Origin of the sequence: Streptomyces sp. NPDC020884 (assembly GCF_044333935.1) — a bacterium.
In the GTDB taxonomy this organism is placed as follows: domain Bacteria; phylum Actinomycetota; class Actinomycetes; order Streptomycetales; family Streptomycetaceae; genus Streptomyces.
The window spans coordinates 355,330-377,465 of record NZ_JBIRRY010000011.1 but is presented as its reverse complement, the minus strand read 5'-3'; the positions used below and the strand labels follow the sequence as shown (position 1 = coordinate 377,465).

21 protein-coding genes are annotated in these 22,136 nt (G+C 72.4%); 9 read left to right on the top strand and 12 right to left on the bottom strand.

Annotated elements, in window-relative coordinates:
* The first annotated feature begins 1 nt into the window (after nt 1).
* The 6 genes from ACH4UK_RS31525 (at nt 2) to ACH4UK_RS31500 (ending at nt 5,682) form a co-directional block, all read left to right on the top strand.
* Nucleotides 2–895: a hypothetical protein gene (locus ACH4UK_RS31525; protein ID WP_398361792.1), complete on the top strand. Its 894-nt coding sequence runs from the start codon at nt 2–4 to the stop codon at nt 893–895.
* A 51-nt stretch (nt 896–946) separates the two neighbouring features.
* Nucleotides 947–1,171: a Trm112 family protein gene (locus tag ACH4UK_RS31520; RefSeq protein WP_398361790.1), complete on the top strand. Its 225-nt coding sequence runs from the start codon at nt 947–949 to the stop codon at nt 1,169–1,171.
* The gene (locus tag ACH4UK_RS31515) at nt 1,168–1,938 is read left to right on the top strand and encodes an FkbM family methyltransferase (protein ID WP_398361788.1); all 771 of its coding nucleotides are present in this window, start codon (nt 1,168–1,170) and stop codon (nt 1,936–1,938) included. The genes ACH4UK_RS31520 and ACH4UK_RS31515 overlap by 4 nt, the downstream gene beginning before the upstream one ends.
* Nucleotides 1,939–1,990: 52 nt before the next feature.
* Nucleotides 1,991–2,722, top strand: coding sequence for a GntR family transcriptional regulator (locus ACH4UK_RS31510; protein WP_398361786.1), 732 nt, complete (start codon nt 1,991–1,993; stop codon nt 2,720–2,722).
* Nucleotides 2,723–2,889: 167 nt separating this feature from the next.
* On the top strand, nt 2,890–4,188 hold the full coding sequence (locus ACH4UK_RS31505) for an amidohydrolase family protein (protein ID WP_398361785.1): 1,299 nt from the start codon (nt 2,890–2,892) through the stop codon (nt 4,186–4,188).
* 114 nt (nt 4,189–4,302) lie between these two features.
* A complete protein-coding gene (locus ACH4UK_RS31500) occupies nt 4,303–5,682 on the top strand; it encodes an amidohydrolase family protein (protein WP_398361784.1) in 1,380 nt (459 codons plus the stop codon).
* 74 nt (nt 5,683–5,756) lie between these two features.
* Here ACH4UK_RS31500 and ACH4UK_RS31495 read toward each other — a convergent pair whose 3' ends face one another.
* Nucleotides 5,757–7,646: a serine/threonine-protein kinase gene (locus tag ACH4UK_RS31495; RefSeq protein ID WP_398361782.1), complete on the bottom strand. Its 1,890-nt coding sequence runs from the start codon at nt 7,644–7,646 to the stop codon at nt 5,757–5,759.
* 98 nt (nt 7,647–7,744) lie between these two features.
* On the bottom strand, nt 7,745–7,975 hold the full coding sequence (locus tag ACH4UK_RS31490; RefSeq protein WP_398361780.1) for a hypothetical protein: 231 nt from the start codon (nt 7,973–7,975) through the stop codon (nt 7,745–7,747).
* 126 nt (nt 7,976–8,101) lie between these two features.
* Between ACH4UK_RS31490 and ACH4UK_RS31485 the strand changes: the two genes are divergently transcribed.
* Entirely contained in the window at nt 8,102–8,863 is a 762-nt protein-coding gene (locus ACH4UK_RS31485; RefSeq protein ID WP_398361778.1) for an IclR family transcriptional regulator, read from the top strand.
* 18 nt (nt 8,864–8,881) lie between these two features.
* On the opposite strand, the gene ACH4UK_RS31480 is transcribed toward ACH4UK_RS31485, so the two are convergent.
* Nucleotides 8,882–9,520 (bottom strand): DUF1345 domain-containing protein, encoded by a 639-nt coding sequence (locus tag ACH4UK_RS31480; protein ID WP_398361777.1) that lies wholly within the window; start codon nt 9,518–9,520, stop codon nt 8,882–8,884.
* Between the two features lie 252 nt (nt 9,521–9,772).
* Here ACH4UK_RS31480 and ACH4UK_RS31475 point away from each other — a divergent pair, with 252 nt between their 5' ends.
* A complete protein-coding gene (locus tag ACH4UK_RS31475) occupies nt 9,773–12,085 on the top strand; it encodes an FdhF/YdeP family oxidoreductase (protein ID WP_398361775.1) in 2,313 nt (770 codons plus the stop codon).
* 69 nt (nt 12,086–12,154) lie between these two features.
* Here the strand turns inward: ACH4UK_RS31475 and ACH4UK_RS31470 are convergent, their stop codons facing one another.
* From ACH4UK_RS31470 to ACH4UK_RS31450, 5 genes are all read right to left on the bottom strand, one after another.
* A complete protein-coding gene (locus ACH4UK_RS31470) occupies nt 12,155–13,879 on the bottom strand; it encodes an acyl-CoA dehydrogenase family protein (protein WP_398361773.1) in 1,725 nt (574 codons plus the stop codon).
* A 63-nt stretch (nt 13,880–13,942) separates the two neighbouring features.
* Nucleotides 13,943–14,509 carry a PadR family transcriptional regulator gene (locus ACH4UK_RS31465; RefSeq protein ID WP_398361771.1) on the bottom strand — a complete coding sequence of 189 codons (567 nt, stop codon included), beginning with the start codon at nt 14,507–14,509 and terminating at the stop codon, nt 13,943–13,945.
* 91 nt (nt 14,510–14,600) lie between these two features.
* Nucleotides 14,601–15,857 (bottom strand): cation:proton antiporter, encoded by a 1,257-nt coding sequence (locus ACH4UK_RS31460; RefSeq protein ID WP_398361769.1) that lies wholly within the window; start codon nt 15,855–15,857, stop codon nt 14,601–14,603.
* A 28-nt stretch (nt 15,858–15,885) separates the two neighbouring features.
* The gene (locus ACH4UK_RS31455; RefSeq protein ID WP_398361768.1) at nt 15,886–17,919 is read right to left on the bottom strand and encodes a CocE/NonD family hydrolase; all 2,034 of its coding nucleotides are present in this window, start codon (nt 17,917–17,919) and stop codon (nt 15,886–15,888) included.
* Nucleotides 17,920–17,975: 56 nt separating this feature from the next.
* Nucleotides 17,976–19,292, bottom strand: a complete 1,317-nt coding sequence (locus ACH4UK_RS31450) for an ATP-grasp domain-containing protein (protein WP_398361766.1) — start codon at nt 19,290–19,292, stop codon at nt 17,976–17,978.
* Between the two features lie 166 nt (nt 19,293–19,458).
* Here ACH4UK_RS31450 and ACH4UK_RS31445 point away from each other — a divergent pair, with 166 nt between their 5' ends.
* The gene (locus tag ACH4UK_RS31445) at nt 19,459–19,785 is read left to right on the top strand and encodes a plasmid stabilization protein (protein ID WP_398361871.1); all 327 of its coding nucleotides are present in this window, start codon (nt 19,459–19,461) and stop codon (nt 19,783–19,785) included.
* Between the two features lie 31 nt (nt 19,786–19,816).
* On the opposite strand, the gene ACH4UK_RS31440 is transcribed toward ACH4UK_RS31445, so the two are convergent.
* From ACH4UK_RS31440 to ACH4UK_RS31425, 4 genes are read right to left on the bottom strand one after another with little or no spacing between them, the layout of a single operon-like run.
* Nucleotides 19,817–20,848: an iron-containing redox enzyme family protein gene (locus tag ACH4UK_RS31440; RefSeq protein WP_398361764.1), complete on the bottom strand. Its 1,032-nt coding sequence runs from the start codon at nt 20,846–20,848 to the stop codon at nt 19,817–19,819.
* Complete coding sequence (locus tag ACH4UK_RS31435) at nt 20,845–21,099, bottom strand: CDGSH iron-sulfur domain-containing protein (protein WP_398361763.1); 255 nt, start codon at nt 21,097–21,099, stop codon at nt 20,845–20,847. The genes ACH4UK_RS31440 and ACH4UK_RS31435 overlap by 4 nt, the downstream gene beginning before the upstream one ends.
* A complete protein-coding gene (locus ACH4UK_RS31430; RefSeq protein ID WP_398361762.1) occupies nt 21,083–21,802 on the bottom strand; it encodes a HemK2/MTQ2 family protein methyltransferase in 720 nt (239 codons plus the stop codon). The genes ACH4UK_RS31435 and ACH4UK_RS31430 overlap by 17 nt, the downstream gene beginning before the upstream one ends.
* Before the next feature lie 41 nt (nt 21,803–21,843).
* The gene (locus ACH4UK_RS31425) at nt 21,844–22,068 is read right to left on the bottom strand and encodes a hypothetical protein (protein ID WP_398361760.1); all 225 of its coding nucleotides are present in this window, start codon (nt 22,066–22,068) and stop codon (nt 21,844–21,846) included.
* Nucleotides 22,069–22,136: the final 68 nt, after the last annotated feature.

Genomic DNA, 22,136 nt, shown 5'->3' with positions numbered 1-22,136 from the left:
GATGTGGTGGGGTGTCGGCGCGGCCCTGGTCGCCAACGCGCTGTACAGCGTGGGGTTCGTGGTGGAGAAGCGGGCCCTGGGATCGCTGCCCGCGCTCTCCGCCGGCCGGCCGCTCCAGGTGATCCGGGTGCTGCTGACCAGCCCGCTGTGGATCGTCGGCGCGCTGGCGCTGGCGGCCGGGTTCGGGGCGCAGCTGATCGTCTACCGGGCGCTGCCGATCGCGGCGGCGCAGGGCATCTTCGTCTCCGGTCTGGTGCTGCTCCTGCTGTTGTCGTCGGCCGTGCTGGGCGAGGAGTCGACGGGCCGCGAGCGCTATGCGCTGGGCGGGGTGCTGCTCGCGCTGCTGATGGTGGTGGCCTCGGTGCGCGAGGGCGAGGACGTGGTGAGCGGCGGCGCGCCGTGGATGCTGGTGCTGCTGGTGTGCGTGCCGGCGCTGGCGGCAGGCGTCTGGCTGTACGTACGGGTCGAGAGCCGGGCGGCCAAACGGCACCGGGTCCCGACCAGCGGCATCGGTTACGGCGTGGCGGTGGGCCTGCTCTACGGGGTCAGCTCGCTGGCCATCAAGGGCACGTCCAGCCGGCTGACCGGCACCGATCTGAGCGAGGCCGCGCTGTCGCTGCTGGCGTCCCCGTACCCGTATCTGCTGCTGTTCACCGCGGGGGCCGGGCTGGTCATGTCGCAGGCGGCGCTGCAACGCTGCCGGGCCTCCCTCATCGTGCCGGTCTGCACCACGGTGACCTGCCTGTTCACCGCGGTCCTCGGGACGCTGGCCTTCGGCGAGACGCTTCCCGACGATCCGCTGCTGCTGGCCCTGCGGGTGGGCGGCACGGCGCTCGCCCTCTCCGTCCTGCTGGCCATGCCGCGCCACGATCCGCAGCCCGCCGCGCCCTCCTGACCCCGGATGCGCACGTCGCGTCCGCCGCCCCCGACACCGAGGAGCCACTCGATGAACCCCGACGACCCGCTGCTGGCCATCCTGGCCTGCCCGCTCGACAAGGGCCCGCTGTCCCTGCTGGCCGAGGAAGAGGAGGAGGCGCTCTACAACCCCCGGCTGCGGCTGAGTTATCCGATCGTGGACGGCATTCCGCAGCTTCTTCCCTCGTCGGGCCGGAAGGTCGGGGCGGACGACCACGAGCGCCTGCTCACCCGGCTCAAGGCCTCGGCCAGGTGACCACGTTCGCCGCCGCGGTGGCGTCCCGGCTGCCCGGCCGTCTCGTCGGCTCGGCCGCCGTCGCGCTGTATCCGCGCTTCGAACCCGAGCTACGGCGGCTCGCCGACTTCTGCCCGCCGGACGGCGTCGCCCTGGACATCGGGGGGTGGTACGGCCCCTGGTCGCGGCGGCTCGCCGCCCGCTGCGCCGAGGTGGTCACCATCGAACCCGTGCCGCATCTGGCCGAGCATCTGCGCCGGACGCTGCCGTCGAACGCCCGGGTGGTCCAGGGCGCGGCGACCGACCGCGAGGGCACGGCCCCGCTGTGGTTCCCGGAGGGCGACCGGGGCGACCGGGGGGTGTCGTCGCTGGCGCGCCGCGACATCCACGCGCACTGTCTGGAGGTTCCCTCCCTCACCGTCGACGGTCTCGGGCTGCGCGGGGTCGGCTTCGTGAAGATGGACGTCGACGGCGGCGAGCTGGCGGCGCTGCGCGGTGCGGCGGAGCTGCTGCGCCGGGACCGGCCGGCCCTGCTCATCGAGCTGGAGAGCCGGCTCGGCCCGATCGCTCCGGCGGTCGGCCTGCTGACCGATCAGGGCTACGCGGGCTGGCTCCTGGCGGGCCGGGGCTGGATTCCGCTCGCCGGGTTCGACCTGGTGGCCCACCAGGCGCGGACCGAGCACCTGGTGCATCAGGGCCTGGTACGCCGGGCCTTCGTCCCGCACCGCGACCGGTACATCAACTCGGTGCTCTTCCTGCCGAACGGGCGGGTGCCGGGCACCGTCTGACGGCCGTGGGCCCGCGTATCCTCGAGCCGGGGGCAGGCGGGCCGAGCGGAGGATGGCGTACGTGGCGGGCAGCAGCGCAGGGCGGGACGGAACGGGGCCGGACGCCTCCCGGAGCGGAGACGGGGCCGCCCCCGAGCGCACCTCGCTCAGCGTCCGCGCACGGGACGCGGTGCGCCGGCGGATCGTCGACCGCCGCTACCCGCAGGGCGCCCGCCTGGTGGAGCGCGAGGTCGCCGAGGAGCTGCAGATGTCCCGGGTCCCGGTCCGCGAGGCGCTGCGCGCGCTGGTCGGCGAAGGGCTCCTCGAACTGCTGCCGCACAGCGGGGTCCGGGTGCGCCGGATGGAGCGGGCCGACGTGGAGCATCTGTACGAGGTGTGGGAGCCCCTGGCGGTCCAGGCCTCGCGGCTCGCGGCCCGCAGGGTGGCGCGGGCCGCCCCGAAGGAGCCGCCGGGCGTCACCGCGCTGCGGACCTCCCTCGACCGCGCGGAGCAGGCCGCGTCCGACGACGAGGGGGCGCGCGAGGTGGCCGCCCACACCGCCTTCCACGAGGACATCGTCGCCCTCGGCGGCAACCCGATGCTGGCCCGCACCATGGAGCAGCTGAGCGGACAGCTCCAGCTGCTCTTCGGGATGCGGGAGGAGCCGGCGCACATGCGCGCCCAGCACGCGGTGATGTTCCGGTACATCACGGCGGGCGACGAGGAGTCGGCGGCGGCGAGCACGCTGCTGCACGTGCGGGACAGCCGGGCCGTGGCTCTGCGGTCACTGTTCGACGACGCCTGATTTTTGTATACCAACCCGATCCACCCTCCCGGGACCTCCTTGACCCGGAGCGCACTTCCTGCACGTTTCCCGCACGCACGGGAAGTGGAGCCACTCCTTCCCAGAATCGCGGTCGTCCTGGTATACAAAATGCTCCTGCTTGCTTCCGCGCCCCAAGGAGCCCTCCCATGTGCGTCGAGAACACCCCGCCGCCCGCCGGCCGACTGACCCGGCGGGGGGTGCTCGCCGGCGCCGCGGCCCTGGCCGGGACCTCGGCCGCGCTGGCCGGGGCGGTCCCCGCCGCGGCCGCGCCGTCCGGCGCCTCCCGCGGTTCGTCGGGCCGGGGCGGCGACCTGGTCGTGGAGGGCGGCAGGCTGCTCGACCCGCTGACCGGCGAGGTCACCGAGGACGCGGTCGTCGTGATCACCGGGGGCGTCGTCCGCGCGGCCGGCGCCCGGGGCCGCCTCGGGATCCCGGTGCCCTCCGGCGTACCGGTGCTGCGGGCCCACGGCCAGTGGCTCCTGCCCGGCCTGGTGGACGCCCACATCCACCTCAACACGGCGGCCGAGGCGCGCGACGCGGTCCTCAAGGGCGCGACCAGCGCGCGCAGCGGCTCGACCAACTTCTACCAGGACATCGCCGTACGGGAGTTGGCCCGCCAGGCTCCCGAGCGGGCGCCCCGCCTCCGGGCCGCGGGGATCTTCGTCACCCCGGACCTCGGCGACACGATCCTCGCCGACCCGGCCCTCGCCCCGCTCGCCCGGCTGCGGAACGGGGTGCGCTCGCCCGAGGCGCTGCGCCGGGTGGTCGAGGTCAACCTCGCCCGCGGGGCCGACACCGTGAAGACTCGGGTGAACGAGCGCGCCGGGCTGCCCGAGCAGGACCCGCTGGCCCAGGTCTACGACCACGAGCAGCTGTCCGCGGTCGTCGCGGCGGCCCGGCGCGGCGGCAAGGGGGTGCTCTGCCACAGCTACAGCGAGAAGGGCTGCCACGACGCGGTCACGGCCGGGATCCGCTCCCTGGAGCACGGGGCGTTCGTCGGCGAGCGCACGCTGCACGAAATGCGCCGCAGGGGCACCTACTTCACCCCGACGCTCACCGCCATCGCCGGGCTCGCCGAGTCCTCGGACCCGGTCCTGGCGGAGCGCGGGCGCACCTATCTCCCGGTCCTGCGGCGGGCGGTCCTGGCCGCCCACGAGCTGGGCGTCCCCCTCGCGGCGGGCACGGACTCCTCGGGCGGGACGGTCGACCCGATCGGCCGCGAGGTGGAGCTGATGCACACGGCCGGGCTCTCCGCCCTGGACGCGATCCGCACGGCGACCACCGGCGCCGCGAAGCTCCTCGGGTTCGACGGCACGGTCGGCCGCCTGGCGCGCGGCTTCGCGGGCGACGTTCTCGTCGTGGACGGCGACCCGTTGGCCGACCTCGGCGTGCTGAGCCGCCCGGCGCGCGTGGTGCGGGCAGGGTTTCCGGTACCGACCGCCTGACCGCCGCTCAGCCGCTCCGCCGCTCCGCCCCCGATTCCCCCTGTCCTGCCTCCGCCCCTCCCTGCTTCTCCCTCCTCGCCCCCCCGCTTGCCCCTCCCCTCGAAGGAGCCCTCGATGCACGCCGAGTCCACCGCCTTCCCCGCCGCCGGCCTCTCCCGGCGCGGCATGCTGGCGGGCGCCGCCGCCCTCGCGGGCACCGCCGCCGCACTCGCCGCGCCCGGAGCCGAGGCCGCCGCGCCCCCGCCCACCGGAGCGTCGCCGTCCGCCGCCGACCGGATCACGGAGCAGCCGGACCGCACGGGCGGCCATGCGCGCGCCACGGTGTTCAAGAACGTGCGGCCCTACGGGGCGAAGCGGCCGCTCGACCTCACCGTCGTCGACGGCGTCATCACCGCCGAGCCCGCGCCGCGCGGCGCCAAGGTCGTCGACTGCAAGGGCAGGATCGCGCTGCCGACCTTGGTCGACGCACATATCCACCCCGACAAGACGGCGTGGGGCGAGCCCTGGGTGACCCGGAACCCGGCCGGCACCATCGCGGAGTACACCGCCGAGGACGTGAAGCTCTACCACGCCCTGCGGACACCGTTGAAGAAGCGCGCGGAGCGTCTGATGGGCCATGCCGTCGCCCAGGGCACCCGCGCGATGCGGGCCCACGTCGACGTCGCTCCCGCCTACGACCTGGTGGGCGTCGAGGGCGTCGGATCCGCCCGCAGGGCCCTGCGGCACGCCCTCGACGTGGAGATCGTGGCGTTCCCGCAGCACGGGGTGATCCGTACGCCCGGCACCAAGGAGCTGCTGGAGGAGGCCGCGCGCACCGGGGCGATCGACCGGGTCGGCGGCATCGACCCGATCGGGTTCGACGAGGCGCTCGACGAGCAGCTCGACGTCGTCTTCGGCATCGCGGACCGGCACGGCGTCGGCGTCGACATCCATCTGCACGAGCGGGCCGCGACGGGGCTGCGGTCGCTGCGCGCGATCATCGACCGCACCCGGGCGCTCTCCTTGCAGGGCAAGGTGACCGTCAGCCATGTCTTCTGCGTGCCCGGTCTGCCCGAGCGGGAGCTCGACGAGCTGGCGGCGGACCTCGCGGACGCCGGGATCTCGCTGACGACGGTCGCGCCCTCGTCCGACCTGGTGCTGCCGATCGACCGGCTGCGCGAGCACGGGGTCGAGGTGGGCCTCGGCTCCGACGGCGTACGGGACTCGTGGAGTCCGTTCGGCAACGCCGACATGCTGCACCGCTCGCACCTGCTGGCCTGGGTGCGGGACGCCCGCCTCGACGAGGAGCTGGAGGCGGCCTTCCGCTCGGGGGCCGACGGCGGGGCCCGGCTGCTGGGGCTGCCGGAGGCGGACCTGGGGCCCGGGTCCCCGGCCGACTTCCTGCTGGTGCGCGGGGAGTGCCTCCCGCAGGTCGTGGTCGACCTGCCACGGCGCGAGATGGTGGTGCGCGGCGGGCGGATCGTCGCCCGGGACGGCGAGCTCGTCGGTCACTGACCGCCCGTGCCCGCGCCTGCTCCGCGCCCGTCATCCGTGGTGACGGGCGCGGGGGCCGGCGCGCCGGTGGGCCGTCAGCTCTGCTGCGCCTCATCGGCGTTGCGCCAGACGGTCACGTCGATCGTGATGTAGCGGCTGGGGTCGTCGGGACCCGCCTTGCCGCGATAGGTCACCACGGCGATGTGTCCGGCCTTGCTGAGCACACAGATCTGCGACCCGGTCGTGAGCTGTTCGAGGTCGATCTTCTCGGTGTAGCGGGTCTCCTCACGGCAGACCTTCAGCGAACCCTTCTGCGAGTTCTTCAGGACCACCAGCTTCCCGTTGGCGCTGCCCACCCGCTCGTCGCCGAAGAGGGAGTCCCAGTAGTAGTAGAAGTCCCCCTTGCCGTAGCTGACCCCGCTGCCGGTGTCCTCCTGGGGCCGGGGCGGATGGTCGCCGAGCTTCAGGGCGTAGTTCGCCGTCACGTCGATGCCCTTGTACGAGACGGGCTTGGGGTCGGCCGGCTTCTCCCCGGCCTTGTCCCCGGAGCCGCCGCCGTTCGAACCGCCGCTGGAGGACGACGCGGACGAGTCGCCCTTGCCGGACGTGTCGCGGTCGTCCGGCAGCAGGTTGCCGATGACGCCGAGGACGACCAGTGCGCCGAAGATCGACGCGCCGACGATCAGGCCCGTCCGCTTGGGGCGGGGCGCGGGGGGCTGGAAGCCGGACTGGGGGAAGCCGGGCTGCTGGAAGCCGGGTTGCTGGAAGCCGGACGGGGCGAAGCCGGACTGCTGGAAGCCGGACTGGTGGTGGGGCGGCGGGGTCGGGTAGCCCTGGGGCCGGGTGTTCTGCGCCCAGTGGCCGGGCGGCACGGTTCCCGGCGCGCCCGGGGCCCCGGGTGCTCCCGGCGGGGTCCCGGGGGCTCCGGGCGCGCCGGGTCCGGTCTGGGTCGGTGCGGCGGCCACCGCGTAGCCGGTCGGGGTGTACGGGTGAGGGCCGCCGGGGCCCTGGGCCCCCGGGGAGAACTGCGTGGGCGTGGGGGTGGCGGTGGGCTGCGGCGGCGGGGTGGGTGCGGGCGACGGGAGCTGGAGCCGTTCGGTGATGGAGCCGGCGACGGCCTGCGGGAGCCAGTCCTCGCCCTGGCGCAGGGGTTCGGGGGAGATCTCGTGGCACATCCGGATGATGTCGCTCAGGGCGGGGCGGTCGGCCGGGTCGCGGCTGAGGCAGCGGGTGACCAGGGGGCGGAGCTCATCGGGCAGCCGGCTGAGGTCGGGGTCCTCGTGGACGATCCGGTAGAGCACCGCGTGCGAGGGCCCGTCGCCGAACGCGGGCGCGCCGATCGCGGCGTAGGCGGCGATCTGGCCGAGGGCGAAGACGTCGGTGGCCGGGGTGACCGTGCCGACCGCCGCCTGCTCCGGCGACATGAACGCCGGAGTGCCGACGCTGACCCCGGTGCCGGTGAGGGCGGTGGTGTCGGCGGCCCGTGCGATACCGAAGTCGATCACGCGCGGACCGTCGGCGGCGAGCAGGACGTTGGCGGGCTTCAGATCGCGGTGGACGATACCCGCACCATGGATGACACCGAGTGCCTCGGCCACTCCGACGGTCAGCAACAGCACACTGCGCAGCGGCAGCCCGCCGTGCCGGGCCACCGCGTGCGCGAGCGAGGGGCCCGGCACATAGGCCGTCGCCAGCCAGGGCTGCGCGCCCTCGGTGTCCGAGTCGATCACCGGAGCCGTGTACAGACCCTGCACCCGCTGCGCGGCGCGCACCTCCTGCTGGAAACGCCGCCGGAACTCCGGGTCCTCACTGAACTCCGCCCGGATCACCTTGATCGCGAGAGGCCGGCCACCAGGCGTGTACGAGAGGTACACCTTGCCCATCCCGCCCGCGCCCAGCACGGCGGCCAGCCGATAACCCCCCACCACGGTCGGGTCGTCGGCCTTGAGCGGCTGGAACGGGTCGGTCGAAGGTGCGTTGCTCATCAGGAACCATCCCCCTGGTCACGGCAGTCCGGAGCCTGCACGCGCCCCGAAGAATCAGACGAGAGCGTATCGAATGTCAGGGGCGGGTCAGGGACGGGTCAGGGGCTGGCCACGTCGAAGGTGTACCGCAACGGCGGACAATCCGTACGGGGGTCGCGGCGGTAGACGTACAGCGCCGACACCTCCATGTCCGCGTCGGGTCCGTCCGGCGGGCAGGGGCGGGTCACCTGCAGTACGTGCGGCCGGTCTGCGACCCTCGTCCGCAGCCCGTCGGCCGGGCCTCCCTCGAGCACCGCGGACTCCCAGCATGACGTGTCGTTCCTGTCCATGACGACAGTTTAACTATTGCGCAAGTCATGAAGACTCGTGAGGTCCGTCACGCGGGGCCGGAGCGCTGCCCGCCCGCCCGGAGGAGCGGCCTTGCCGCACCCCCGCACCGGGTCCATGCTTGTGCCATGGGTGACCAGGCCGGCCCCGATCCCACGGTGTCCGTTCGGCAGGACCTCCGGTTGCTGGAGGCCGCGGGAGCGCACCCGGACGGCGCCTCCGTGCAGCAGCTGGCCCGCGGGGCCGGACTGCCGGAGACCACCGCCCAGCGGCTGCTGCACGAGCTCGCCCGGGACGGATATCTGGACGAGCTGGACGACGGCGCGTTCACCCTCCGCGAGCGGGACCCCGGCCGGCACGCCGCCGTCGACGGCCAGGCGCTGCGGCACCACATCCGCCCCCTGCTGTCCTCGCTGCGCGACAGCCTCTCCGCCGCCGTCTATCTGACCCTGTACGACGAGGGCGAGATCCGGGTCCTGGAGATCGTCGACAGCCCGCGGGCCCCGCGGGTGGACCTCTGGGTGGGCTTCCAGGACGCCGGGCACGCCACGGCGCTGGGCAAGAGCGTGCTCCGCGAGCTGGACGGGGAGGCGCGCGCCAACTATCTCTCGCGGCACTCCCTGATCGACCTCACCCCGCGCACCATCACCCGCCGGGAGGAGCTGCTGCGGCAGCTCGACGCCCCGCCCGCGGGCCCGCTCTCGCTGGACCGGGGGGAGTACTCCCGCGGGACGACGTGCGCGGCGGTGCCCGTGTACAGCGGCGACCAGGTCGGTTCGATCGGCATCTCGTTCCGGTCGGACCGGATGTACCGGACCACCGAGGTCAGGGCGCAGCTGCTGGCGTCGGCGCTGCGCGTCACCCGGCGCATGACCCTTCCGGAGTGCTGACCCCTCCGCGGCGGCCGCTCAGCCGGTGACGATGCCGGCGACCAGGTTGATCGTGGTGGCCAGGATGCTCGCGCCGAAGACGTACGACAGCAGGCAGTGCCGGAGGGCGACCGCGCGGATCCTGGAGGTGGAGACGTCGGTGTCGGAGACCTGGTACGTCATGCCCAGGTTGTAACTGAAGTAGAGGAAGTCGATGTAGCGCGGCGGGTCCTTCGTGTTGAAGTCGATCCCGCCGCCGGGCGGGAGGTAGTAGAGGTACGCGTAGCGGGCGGCGTACATCAGATGGAGCGCCGCCCAGGACATGAACACACCGCAGAGAGCCAGGGCCGCCGCCGCGTGGCTCAGGCCGGAGTCGCCGATCAGAAGCAGCACCACGATGCCGACCAGCCCGGACAGGGCGGCCGTGACGACGACCAGTTCCTCGGCGAGCGGCCGGAACTCCTCGCGCCGGGCGTTGGCGTGGGTGGTGGCGGCGTCCATCGGCCACAGGACGAGCCATCCCGCGATGACGAAGAGCGTCTCCGCTCCGGCGATGCCGACGAGGATGCCCAGCGGGGCGTTGGCGAGCAGGACGCCGACCAGCACGCCGACGGCGGCTCCGGCCACCGCGGAGCCCGCGAGCCGGGGAACGGCGGGGAGCAGGAACCGACTGTTCATGGGGGCCTCACGTGCGCTGCCCGAGGAGCCTTGGCCCTGCTCCGCGGGGTTCTCCGCGGAGCGGGCCGGACCGTGTCAGCGTAGGCGCGCGTGGTCCGGAGCGCAGCCCGGACCGACCCCCCGGAGCCAAGTGGCAGGCGGGAACCACCGGGCATAGCCTGCCCGGAAAGATTGGTTTTGCCCGACCACGCCCCTCCGGGCCCGCCGTATCGGCGTATGCGCCGTACCCGCAGGTGAAAGGGTGGAAGTGCCGTGAGCACCGAGGACGAAGCGCAGGAGCCCCTGGAGCCCCGGGTCGGGCCCGTTCCCGAGGGCGATCCGGAGTTCCGGCCCTACCGCCATCCCGCCGCCGGCTGGGGAGCGGCGAAGAGCGTGACCCGCTTCCTGGTGGAGGAGCGCGCGCTGGTGGACGGTCCGCGCGCCATCATGCGGATGAACCACGAGAACGGCGGGTTCGACTGCCCCGGGTGCGCGTGGCCGGACGACACCAAGGGCCTGCACCTGGACATCTGCGAGAACGGCATCAAGCACGTCACCTGGGAGATGACCCGCAAGCGCGTGGACCGCGCGTTCTTCGCCGCGCACTCGGTGACGGAGCTGTCCGGGTGGAGCGACTACGACCTGGAGAACCAGGGCCGGCTGACCGAACCGATGGTCTACGACCCCGGCTCCGACCACTACGTCCCGATCAGCTGGAAGGACGCGTTCGAGCTGGTCGGCGCGACCCTGCGCGGGCTCGACCACCCGGACCGGGCGGCGTACTACACCTCCGGCCGGCTCGGCAACGAGGCCACATTCCTCTACCAGTTGATGGCCCGCGAACTGGGCACGAACAACCTGCCGGACTGCTCCAACATGTGCCACGAGGCCAGCGGACGAGCCCTCCAGGCGTCCCTGGGCACCGGCAAGGGGACGGTCGACCTCAAGGACTGGGAGTCCGCGGACGCCCTGTTCATCCTGGGCGTCAACGCCGCCTCGAACGCGCCCCGGATGCTCACCGCCCTCGCCGAGGCCGACCGTCGCGGCGCGCAGATCGTGCACGTCAACCCGTTGGTCGAGGCGGCGGCCACCCGCACCATCGTCCCGCACGACTTCACCGACATGGCCCTGTTCAGGACCACCCGGACCAGCACGCTCAACCTTCAGCCGCGCATCGGCGGCGACATGGCGCTGCTGCGCGGCATGGCCAAGGCGGTCCTGGAGCGGTCGGCGAGCGATCCCAAGGCCCTGGACACCGCGTTCATCGACCGGCACACCGCCGGCTTCGAGGAGTACCGGGCGCTCTGCGAGGCCACACCCTGGGCGGAGTTGGAGCACCAGTCCGGACTGAGCCGGGCCGACATCCTCCGGGCGGCGCGGGTGTACGGGGAGGCCGACCGCTCGATCGTGAGCTGGTGCCTGGGTCTCACCCAGCACGAGCACGGCGTCGACACCGTCCGCGAGATCGTCAACCTCCTGCTGCTGCGCGGCAATCTCGGCCGGGAGGGCGCGGGTCCCTCCCCCGTGCGCGGGCACAGCAACGTCCAGGGCAACCGCACCTGCGGCATCGACCACCGTCCCACCGACGCGTTCCTGGACCGGCTCGCCGAGGCGTGCGGGATCGACCCGCCCCGCGACCACGGCCTGGACACCGTCCGGACGATCCGGGCGATGCGGGACGGCGAGGTGAAGGTGTTCGTCGGGATGGGCGGCAACTTCGCGCTCGCGGCGCCCGACACCCCGGCCACGTACGCGGCGCTGCGCTCCTGCGACCTCACCGTCCAGGTGAGCACCAAGCTGAACCGCAGTCATGTCGTCCACGGCAGCGCGGCCCTCATCCTGCCGTGCCTGGGACGGACCGAGAAGGACCACCAGCGGGCGGGCGTCCAGAGCACCTCGGTCGAGGACTCGATGAGCATGGTCCACCTGTCCGTCGGGATGAAGCGCCCCGCCTCCCCGCATCTGCTGTCCGAGCCGGCCATCGTCGCCGGGATGGCGCGCGCCGCCCTGCCGGACAGCGAGACGCCCTGGGACTGGTACATCGAGGACTACGACCGGATCCGGGACACCATGGCCGAGGCGCTGGACGGCTTCGAGGACTTCAACCGCCGGGTCCGCCTGCCCCTGGGCTTCCGGCTCAGGCAGCCCGCCCGGGAACTGGTCTTCTTGACCCCGTCCGGGCGCGCGGAGTTCTCCGCGGCCGCCCTGCCCGACGTCGTGCCCGAGCCCGGCACCCTGGCGCTCGGCACGATGCGCTCGCACGACCAGTGGAACACCACCGTCTACTCCGGCAACGACCGCTACCGGGGCATCAAGAACCTGCGCACGCTGGTCTTCATGAACCGGGCCGACATGCGCGAGCGCGGGATCGCCGACCTGGGGCCCGTCGACATCACGAGCACCGCGAAGGACGGCAGCCGGCGGTTCCTGAACGGCTACACGGCGATCCCGTACGACATCCCGCGCGGCTGTGCGGCCGGCTACATGCCGGAGATGAACGTGCTGTGCGCGCTGGGCGACTACAGCACCCAGAGCGATCAGCCGATCATGAAGCACGTCAAGGTCACGGTGGTCCCGGCCGCCTGAGCGGTCACGGAACCGACCGCGCCCCTCGGCCGGGGATCCTCCCCGGCGACCCCGCCGCCCGCGGGCGCGCTACTCCGCCATCTCGTACGCCCCCGACAGCGCCTCGACGCGCTCCCAGATCCGCGCCGAACGGGCCGCGTCGACGACGGGCCGGCGTACCGCGCCCAGCGCCCAGCTCTGCTGGTCCTCGGTGGCGGAGTCCTTGCCGTGCAGCTCGACGGCGTGCGCCGAGAAGTCGCGTACGAGCACGGCGAACAGCTCGTCCAGCAGTTCCTCGTCCAGGCCGGTCAGCCGGGCCTGCTCCAGGATCAGCTGGCCGTGGACGACGAGCGCGAACAGCTGGCCGACGGCGAGCAGGAGGTCCAGGTCGCGGCTCTGCTCCTCGTCCGGGGCGGCCGTCCCGACGAAGGTGCACAGGGCGTCCGCCTGCTCGCGGAAGCGGGCGACGTTCGGCACCTCGGCGTAGGCGTCGAACGCGGTGCGCCAGTCGTGGAAGCGCACGGAGCCGAGGCCCCGCGCCGGTCCCTGCTGGAAGAGGAACGCGTCGTCGGCGGCGTCGAGGCGGGTGGGGACGGCCGGGTGGTCGACCGGGTTCAGGAGGTGGTTCCGCAGGAACTTGAGGATCAGCGCGAGGTTCACGTGGACCGTGCCCTCCAGCTTCGGCAGGCCCCGGATCTCGACGGCGGCCTGGGCGAAGTAGGTGTCCTTCTCGAAGCCCTTGGCGGCGATGACGTCCCACATGAGGTCGATGACCTTCTCGCCCTCCGTGGTCACCTTCATCTTCGTCATCGGGTTGAAGAGCAGGTAGCGGCGGTCGTCGGGCCCGGCGGACCGGAAGTAGTCGACGGCGCGGTCGCTGAACAGCTTCATCCCGACGAGCCGCACATAGGCGTCGGTCAGCTCGCGGCGCACGTGCGGGAAGGCGGTGACGGGGCGGCCGTAGAGGATGCGGTTGCTCGCGTGGGTGACGGCCTCGTACATCGCGTGCTCGCAGATGCCGATGGAGGCGGTGCAGAGGTTGAACTTGCCGACGTTGACGGTGTTGAGCGCGGCGTCGAAGGCGGCCTTGCCGGTGTGGAGGATGTCGGCGGGCGCCACCGGGTAGTCGGCGAGGCGGAACTCGCTGACGTACTTGGAGGAGTCGACGACGTTCTTCACCAGGTGGTACGCCTCGTGGCGGCTGTCGGCCGCGAAGAAGACGTAACCGTCGGGGCCCTCGACGTCGGTGCGTCGGCCGAAGACGGAGACGAGACCGGCGGCGTTGCCGTTGCCGATGTAGTACTTGGAGCCGGAGGCCCGGAAGCCGCCGGCGCTGTCCGGCTCCAGCAGCATGTCGGTGGAGTAGATGTCGGCCCCGTGGGTCTTCTCGGAGAGGCCGAAGGCGAACACCTCGCCCTGCGCGAGGAGTTCGGCCGCCCGGTCGCGGGCCGCGGCGTTGTCGCTCTGCCAGACCGGGCCGAGACCGAGGACGGTCACCTGCCAGGCGTACCAGTAGTCGAGACCGTAGAACCCGAAGATCTCGTTGAGGGCGGCGATCCGCGCGGTGTCCCAGCGCCGGTCCTCGTCGCCCGCGGCGGAGGCCGGGGTGAGGAAGGTGGCGAACAGGCCCTCCTTCGCGGAGAAGGCGAGGAAGTCACCCAGCCAGGCGCGGGAGCGGTAGTCCTCGATCAGCCGGCGCTTGCCGCGACCCTCGAACCAGTCGACGGTGGCGCGCAGCAGCCTGCGGGTCTCCGGGTCGAAGTGCTGCGGGTCGTAGGTGCGCGGGTTGAACAGCGAGGACGCGGACTCAGCCATGGAGATCGCCTTCCGGGAAGGGTGAGGGGTTTGGTGGTTGCGGAGAGGGCGGCGGGCCGCCGCTCAGGTGTCCGGACCCGAAGCCGTGAGCCGGTCGAGGGTGTCGAGTACGTCGTCGAGCCAGGCGATCGTCATGCGTTCGAACGCGATGCCGCCGCGCAGCACGACGTGCTGAAGCTCCTGGCCCGCGTCCCGGGGTGCGGGGGCGTCGGGCCCGGTGAAGTCGCGCAGCTCTCCTGCGAGGTAGCGGGCGAGCCGCTCCCGGTGCACCTGGTGGTGCCGCTCGACCTCACGGATCAGGACGGCCGGATCGTCGAAGGCCGCGCCCCGGATCTTCACGGCGAGGTCGTGCCGGAGGCTCTCCGGTTCGATCGGCTTGTGCAGCCACGCGGCGAGAGCGGCGCGGCCCGGTCCGGTGACCGAGTACTCCTTCTTGTCCGGCCGGCTCTGCTGCGGCACCTCGCGGACGAGGAGCAGGCCGTCGGTCACCATGCGCCCCAGCACGCGGTAGATCTGCTGGTGGGTGGCGGTCCAGAAGTACCCGATGGACCGCTCGAACCGGCGGGCCAGCTCGTAGCCGGAGCCGGGCTGCTCCAGCAGGGAGACGAGGATCGCGTGGTCGAGGGCCATGCCCCGATCCTTCTATGCAACTCGTTGCATAGACAAGTCGTGGAGCCCGGGTGAGACGCGGCTCACCCGGGCTCGGGCGCCCTCGCCCGCGTCAGGACGCCTTCGCCGAGCGCCGGTCGAGGTAGGAGGTCACCGGGGCCGCCGCGACCCCGTGGACCACCACGGAGATCAGGACGGCGAAGACGACGACCGCCCACATCTCCTTCTCGTACCGTCCGAAGTCGCCCTCCCCGCAGGCGTAGGCGAGATAGAAGAGCGAGCCGATGCCCCGGATCCCGAAGAAGGCGACGGCCGCGCGCTCGTTCGGTCGGCCCGGCCCCCGCAGCTGGGCGAGCCAACCTGAGGCCGGGCGGATGAGGAGGTGCAGCAGCACGCCGACCGCCGCCCCTCTCCAGGTGAGCGCGGCCAGGCCGCCCGAGGCCAGATAAGCGCCCACGCCGAACAGAAGCAGGGCCATCAGGAGGCGTTCGATCTGCTCGACGAACGCGTGCATCACCTGGTGGTAGCCGTGGCTGTGCTCCGACCGGCGCAGGGCGCACGCGGTGACGAAGACCGCGAGGAAGCCGTAGCCGTGCAGAGCCTCGGTGAGGCCGTAGGCCAGGAAGGTCGCCGCCAGCGCCACGAACCCCTCGCCCTGTTCGGCGAGCCGCAGCGACCTGGCGCGGGACCGGAAGAGCACCCGGCCCAGCAGAAGCCCGATGGCAAGGCCCGCCGCCACGCCCACGGAGGTTCGTACGAGCACGTCGCTCCAGGCCCAGTGGGTCAGCCGGCCCCCGGTCCAGCTCTCCCCGGCGGCGGCCAGGGCGGTGGCCGCGAGGACGAACGGGAAGGCGAGGCCGTCGTTGAGTCCGGCCTCGCTCGTCAGCGCGAAGCGGACCTCGTCCTCGTCGTTCTTCTCGGCGGACGGCTCCCCCACGCGCACCTCGGAGGCGAGCACGGGGTCCGTCGGCGCGAGGACCGCGGCCACCAGGAGCGCCACGGACACCGGCCAGCCGAGCAGCCCCCACACGGCCAGCGCCGTCGCCCCGATCGTCAGGGGCATCGCCAGCCCGAGCAGCCGCCAGGTCGAGGCCCAGGACCGCCACCCGAAGGGGCGGTTGATGGCCAGACCCGCTCCCATCAGCGAGACGATCACACAGAGCTCGGTGACGTGGTGCACCCAGAGGCGGTCGGCGACCGGGTCGACCTCCGGCAGCGGCAGCGGCGTCAGGTAAAGAGCCACTCCGGCGGCCAGGAAGACGATCGGCACGGAGATCGGCAGGCGGGAGAGCAGCCGGGGCAGTGCCGCAGCGAGGAGGGCCCCGATGCCGAGGCATCCGTACACCGCGCCCGCGGTGGTGATCGTCACGTCCGGCCTCAGCCTCCCTGCCGGGTCATCAGGCCAGGTCCCGGGGAACGGTCTCGTTCCAGGTGCGGGAGAAGACCCGGCGGCCGCCTTCGTAACCGTCCAGGGTCGCGTCGACGGTGAAGGCGTCCGGGCTCGCTGTCAGGACGGTGCTCGTCTCGACCCGGACGTCCCAGCCGGGCCGGGAGAACCGCATGGTCCACGCGGACCGGGCGCTCGGAGAGGTGAAATCGTCGGCCACGGAGGTGTACTTCTCGCAGGCCCGCAGCCCCACCTCGATGCCGTTCTCCTCGTACCGCTGCGTGCCCCGGTCCTTCACGATGTCGAGGGCCGAGTGGTAGTCCACCAGGCTCCTGGAGACGTTCCAGGCCTGCTCGGGCTCGGTCAGCCGGGTGACCGGGGGCGGCCGGCAGCCCTCCGGCTCCCCGAAGTCCGTCTGGGACATGCCGTCCGGCTCCTCGGTGGGGCGTACGGGCAGGGTCAGCGCGCCGCCGTCCCCGTGGACGGTGAGCAGGACGGCTTCCGGCGCCGGCCACACCAGGGGCCAGTAGGAGGTCGAGAGGGAGAGCCGGACGCGATGGCCGGGCGGGAACGCCTGCGCGACCCCGTTCAGCGGGATGCGGACGTGGCAGCGCCGGCCGGGCTCCAGCGGTTCGGGGTGCTCGTCGCTCTCGCGGTGGGTCAGGTTCAGCACTCCGTACGTCACCCGGGTGGCGCGGCCGTCGGGTGCGACGTCGGAGATCCTGGCCGTGATCTGGGCGACCGGGGCGGAGGCGGAGACCTCCAGGTCGACGGAGGGCGAGCCGAGGATCTCCAGCCGCTCGGCCAGCGGTTCGGTCTCGAAGACCAGGGAGCCGCCGTCCTCCTCGCGCTGGTCGTAGGGCAGGTCGGGAGGGGCGTTGTACGAGGCCCACTTGCCGGCGAACTGGCCCACGGAGAGCGGTGACTGGACGGTCCGGGTACGCGCGCGCGGGGCGGCTTCCCCGTCGTCCGCCGTCACGATGACGGAGCCCCGCAGCGGGTGCACCACTTCCTCGACGTGCGGCGAGGGCCAGGAGGGTTCGGCGACCCAGCGGCCGGGGCGCTCCTCGTAGGACGTGGACGGCGGGACGCTCTCCTGCATCCAGGTGCGGAGCATGGGCCCGTCCATCACCCCGTTGTCGATGCCCTTCAGCCAGTGGTCCCACCACTTGACGACTTCCTGGAGGTAGCCGATGGCCGGGCCGGGCTCGCCGAGGTGCGGCAGCGTGTGGGACCAGGGGCCGATCAGCCCCTTGCGGGGGACGTCGACGTGGGCCAGGAGCCGGGTGACGGCGTTGGAGTAGCCGTCCGCCCAGCCGCTGGAGGCGAGGACGGGGCAGCGCAGCCTGCTGTAGTCCTCGTTCAGCGAGGCGTGCTGCCAGTAGGCGTCGCGGCGCGGATGGCGGAGCCACTCCAGGACCCAGGGCCGGGCGGCCTCCAGCCGTTCCCGCCACATGTCGCGCCACCGCTCCCCCACCAGGGCGGGGTCGGGCGGGCAGGTGGCGTACGCGAACATGGTGCCGGCCTCGGCGAGGTTGTCGGAGAGCATGGCGCCGCCGAGGTAGTGCATGTCGTCCGCGTACCGGTTGTCGGTGAACGAGGCGATGACGATGGCCTTGAGGCTCTCGGGCCGCCGGGCCGCGGTCTGGAGCGCGGCGAAGGCACCCCAGGAGATGCCCATCATGCCGGTGTTGCCGTCGCACCAGGGCTGCGCGGCGACCCAGGCCAGCACCTCTTCGGCATCGCGCTGCTCCTGCTCCAGGTACTCGTCCCGGAGCACGCCCTCCGACTCCCCCGTCCCCCGCAGGTCCACGCGTACGCAGGCGTAGCCGTGGCCCGCGAGGTACGGGTGGTGGATGGCGTCGCGGGTCGAGGTGAGGTCGTTCTTGCGGTAGGGAATGCACTCCACGACGGCGGGGACCGGTTGCCCGTCGGACGAGGTGGGCCGCCAGATCCTGGCCGACAGGCGAACCCCGTCCGCCATGGTGATGGTGACGTGGTTCGCTTCCTTCGTCTCGTAAGGGAGTTGCTCGACGAATCGCATACGGGTGGCAGAGTCCTTCCTGACGTCGGGTCCGGTGGGGACGGGTACCCGGGGCGTCACGATGAATTCCGGCCGTGCCCGCCCGGTTCCGTCTCGTCGAAGCTCAGGCCGAGGGCTGCGATGCAGGCGTCGAACTTGCGGCGCAGGTCGTCCTCGTCGTCCCCGCCGGTGAAGATGTGGGCGAGTTCGTAGCTGTAGCTGTCCTGGCCCGTGACCGAGGAGAGCCGCTGCCCCTCGGAGGGGACCATGTCGATCCGGACGCCCGGGATCTCCTGCTCGATGGCGGCGATGTCCTCGGCGGTCGGCACCTGGTGGACACGGCCCTCGCCGAACCAGCGGTAGTACCACTTGGCGGCCACCTTGTAGCGGCCTCCGCCGGGCGGCAGGGCCGGGTCGCCGCCCAGGGCGAGCCGGAACATCCGATGGTGGTTGGGCACGCCGTCGACGAAGTCGAACATCTCCGCGTGCGACTGGGAGTGCCGGGGGTTGATCTCCAGCAGGCTGATGTCGGCGGTCTTCGGGTCGTAGAAGTACTCGATGCTGAAGGTCGCCGCGTCCATGCCGATCTGCCGCATGGTGCGTTCGCTGACCTCGTGCAGCCGCTGGATCACCGGGGCGGGGAGCGTGCTGGGGTACTGGTGGCGCAGGAAGGACGAGGAGCCGGGATAGTTGATCGAGTCGAGCACGCCGTAGACGGTGACCTCGCCTTGGTGGACATATCCCTCGACAGCCACCTGGATACCCGTCATGGCCTCTTCGGCCAGACAGACCTGCCCGCCGACCCCCGCCATTTCCGGCGGGAGTTCCAGAAGATCGAGTACGGCTTCGAAGGGCTTTCCCACCCGGGCTATTCCCTCGCGTATCTCCGTGACCGCCGACCGGAATTCCGTCATGTCCGAGACGCCGAATGCCAACTCCGAGGAGTAGGCCAGGGCAGGCTTGAGCCACATGGGGAAGTTCACGCCGGGCGGCGGCCGCGGGTCGTCGCTGTACAGATCCACCCGGCCGAAGCGGGGGTGTTCGTCGATGACCTTCTGCTGCTCCAGCCGGCTCCAGTACTTGTGCTCGCACTTGACGACGGATTCCAGGCTGGTACTGGTCGTGCCGTACTCCCTGCTCAGCAGGGGTACGAGGGTGCTGACGGGGAAGTCCCAGTAGCCGACGATCGCGTCGATATCTCCCTCATGCGCGTCGAGGACGGCGCGTGCGCGGGTCAACAGCTCGTCGACGGTGGTGCTGTCCTCCTGCAACTCCTTGATGCTGAGCAGCGGGTGAAGGCGATGGTCGGCGGCGTCCGGAACGGCCTCGAGGGTTCGCAGATTGGCCTCGTCCATTCCGATCACGAAAATATTCTTGCGCTGAACTCGGGGCACAGGTTTTCCTCTCGCACAGGTCGGCAGGGGCTCTGCGCCGTCTACCCCTGTGCGGGTGTTCAAACGGACTTCACCGGGGGCGCTGTCGTGGTGGGCGTTGTTTAGTGGGATCCGTGCGGGAGACGCGGTGTCCCGACACACCCGCGACAAACTGGAGGAGCACGTCATGCCGGCCGGATCCAGCAAAAAGCGTGAGCGGCAGTACGAGCACATCAAGGAGAGCCAGGAGGAACGGGGCGCGTCCAAGGGCCGCGCGAAGGAGATCGCGGCCCGGACCGTCAACAAGCAGCGCGCCCGGTCCGGCGAGTCGAGGACGGCGAGCAGGACGTCGACGCAGGACAGGAAGTCCGCCTACGAACGCGGCGGCGAACGTTCCCACCAGGGCGCGCAGGGACCCACGAAGGACCAGCTCTACGCGGAGGCCAAGAAGAAGAACGTCGAGGGGCGTTCCTCCATGAACAAGGATCAGCTCCGCAAGGCCCTCGGGCGCTGACACCCGTCGGCGCGCGCAGAGGCAGGGAACCTCAGGGCGCCAGGGGTGTGCGCAGCGCGGAACGGCCCTCGCGCCACGCTGCCAGCAGGTGGTCCCCGAGTAGGTCCTCCAGGTGTCCCGTCGCCTCGATGCCCAGGACGACGTCGGCTGCCAGCGCGGGTTCGTCCTCCAGCAGCCCGCCGATCACCTCGTGGCGCACCACCTGTTCGTGGACCGCGTCGGCCTCCACGTGCTCGTCGTAGAACCGCTGGGCGGCGGGGCCCGCGCCCACCCGGCGCAGTGCCTCGGCCAGCCGTCTCGACCCGGGGGACGAGGTGATCTCCACCGTGGCGAAGTGCCCGACCAGCGCGCCGCGCAGCCGCCGGTGGAGCCCGAACAGGGACATCAGGTTGACCGTGGCCAGGACCTGGGCGGGTGCGGCGTCGAGATAGCGGCCGTACCCCGGGTCGAGGCCGAGGTCGGCCATCAGGTCGGCGAAGAGCTGGGCGTGGACGTCCTCGGCCCGCCCCGCACCGAACTCGTCGAACTCCACGGCGACCATCGCCGCCTTCGCCCGGCCCCGGAGCCTGGGCACCACCCACAGATGCGGATCGGCCTCCTTGAGGTGGTAGAGGGAGCGCACGGCGGCGTACTCGCGCAACTGCCACAGCTCCCCCTCCCCCTGGAGGTGGTGGCTGACGCTGTGGCCGTCGTCCCCCACGGGTTCCACCTGGAGCGCGTCGACCGCCTCCGCCACGTCCTTTCCGCCCGAACCGCCGTCGCGGCGCAGCGCCTCCAGGAAGATCTCCTCGGCCGCCGCACGCACACCGAGGAGCGCGGGATCCCACTCCAGGCACTCGTCCACGCCCGCGAACCCCCGGTAGTGGAGCTCGTACAGGACGTACAGGAGGAGTTGCAGGTCGTCACCGTAGGGGGCGGCGCGGCGGACCTCGGCGGCTTCCGGCAGGGGGGTCCCGCGGCCTGCCAGCACGTCGAGGACGCTCTCGCTCAGGGGCCCGCGTGCCCGGGGCGGCGCGGGAGATGCCGCGGCGCCGATACGGGCGGTGCTGGCCGGGTTCGTCATGGTCGGGACTCCTCCTCGCCCTCCTGGGGCGGTCGGTCGCCCGCGCCGGACCCGGCGGGCTTGCGGCGACGGTGGCTGGTGTCGCACCAGGGGTAGGCGCGGCTTCGGCGGCAGGTGCAGATCGCCACGACGAAGCGGTCGGACCGGGCCGTCGTACCGTCGTCGCCGACGACCTCGACCGGCCCCTCCACCAGGATCGGCCCGTCGCGGTTGACCACCACGCGGCGCGGGGTCTCATTCCTTCCGGGCACGGATCACCACCAGCTCCTCCCGGTCCGGGCTGTCGCCCAGCAGGCCTCGCGCCCGCAGCCAGGCCACTCGGCCGCGGGTGACGGGGCCGAACGGGATCGTCACCCGGTCGGTCACGGAGACCTCCAGCCCGGCCGCGGACAGCCGGCCCAGCGTCTCGTCGGGGCGGCTGAGCCCCGACTGGACCAGCAGAAGGACGCCGCCGGGGCGCAGGGCGGCGAAGGCGTCGTCGCAGACGCGGTCGAGGATCACCCGGCCGTCAGGACCCGCGTCCCAGGAGCGGCCGGCGCCGTGCCGTGGCACCGAGGGGCCGGGGGCCGGAACGTAGGGAGGGTTGCTGACGACGGCGTCGAACATCCGGCCCGGCAGGGCCCGGAACAGATCGCCCCGGCGCACGGTGACGGGCGGGCGGGTGAGCGCGGTGTTCAGCCGTGCGGACGCCACGGCCCGACGGCTGATGTCCACCGCGGTGACGCGGGCACCGAGCCGCGCGGCGTGCAGGGCCAGTGCGCCGCTCCCGGTGCAGAGATCCAGCAGGTCCGTTCCCGGGCCGATCCCCTCGCGGCGCATGGCGAGGGCCAGCAGAAGAGTGTCGGTCCCCGGGCGGTACACGCCGGGCAGCCGCACGACCCGGCCGGGCAGCGGAGCTTCCCCGCCCGGCCGCGCGGTCCTGCCGGACGCGTCCGGCAGGGCTCGGCGCATCATCGGGCCGTCCTCACCCTCGGGTACCCGAACCCCTGGGCCGTTCAACGGCCGGGTCGGCCGTCGGGCCGGCCCCGCTGCTCCTGTCGGCGCGCCTCCGCCTGCCGGCGTCGGCCCCCGTCCTTGCGGCTTTGGTCGTCGAGCGCCTTGCCGTCCGATTCCTCGGCCAGCCCTCGGGCCTTGAGGATCTTGGCCCGCAAGAGCCTGCGTACATCACGCATCGTGTCCTCCTGTGCGGTCAGCGGTAGTTCCACGGTCGAGCGGTTCATGCCTCCTCGACCACGGCGCGGAGCCCGCAGCCCGTCATCGGGCTGCCCGGCTTTCAGTGGCTCGCCCC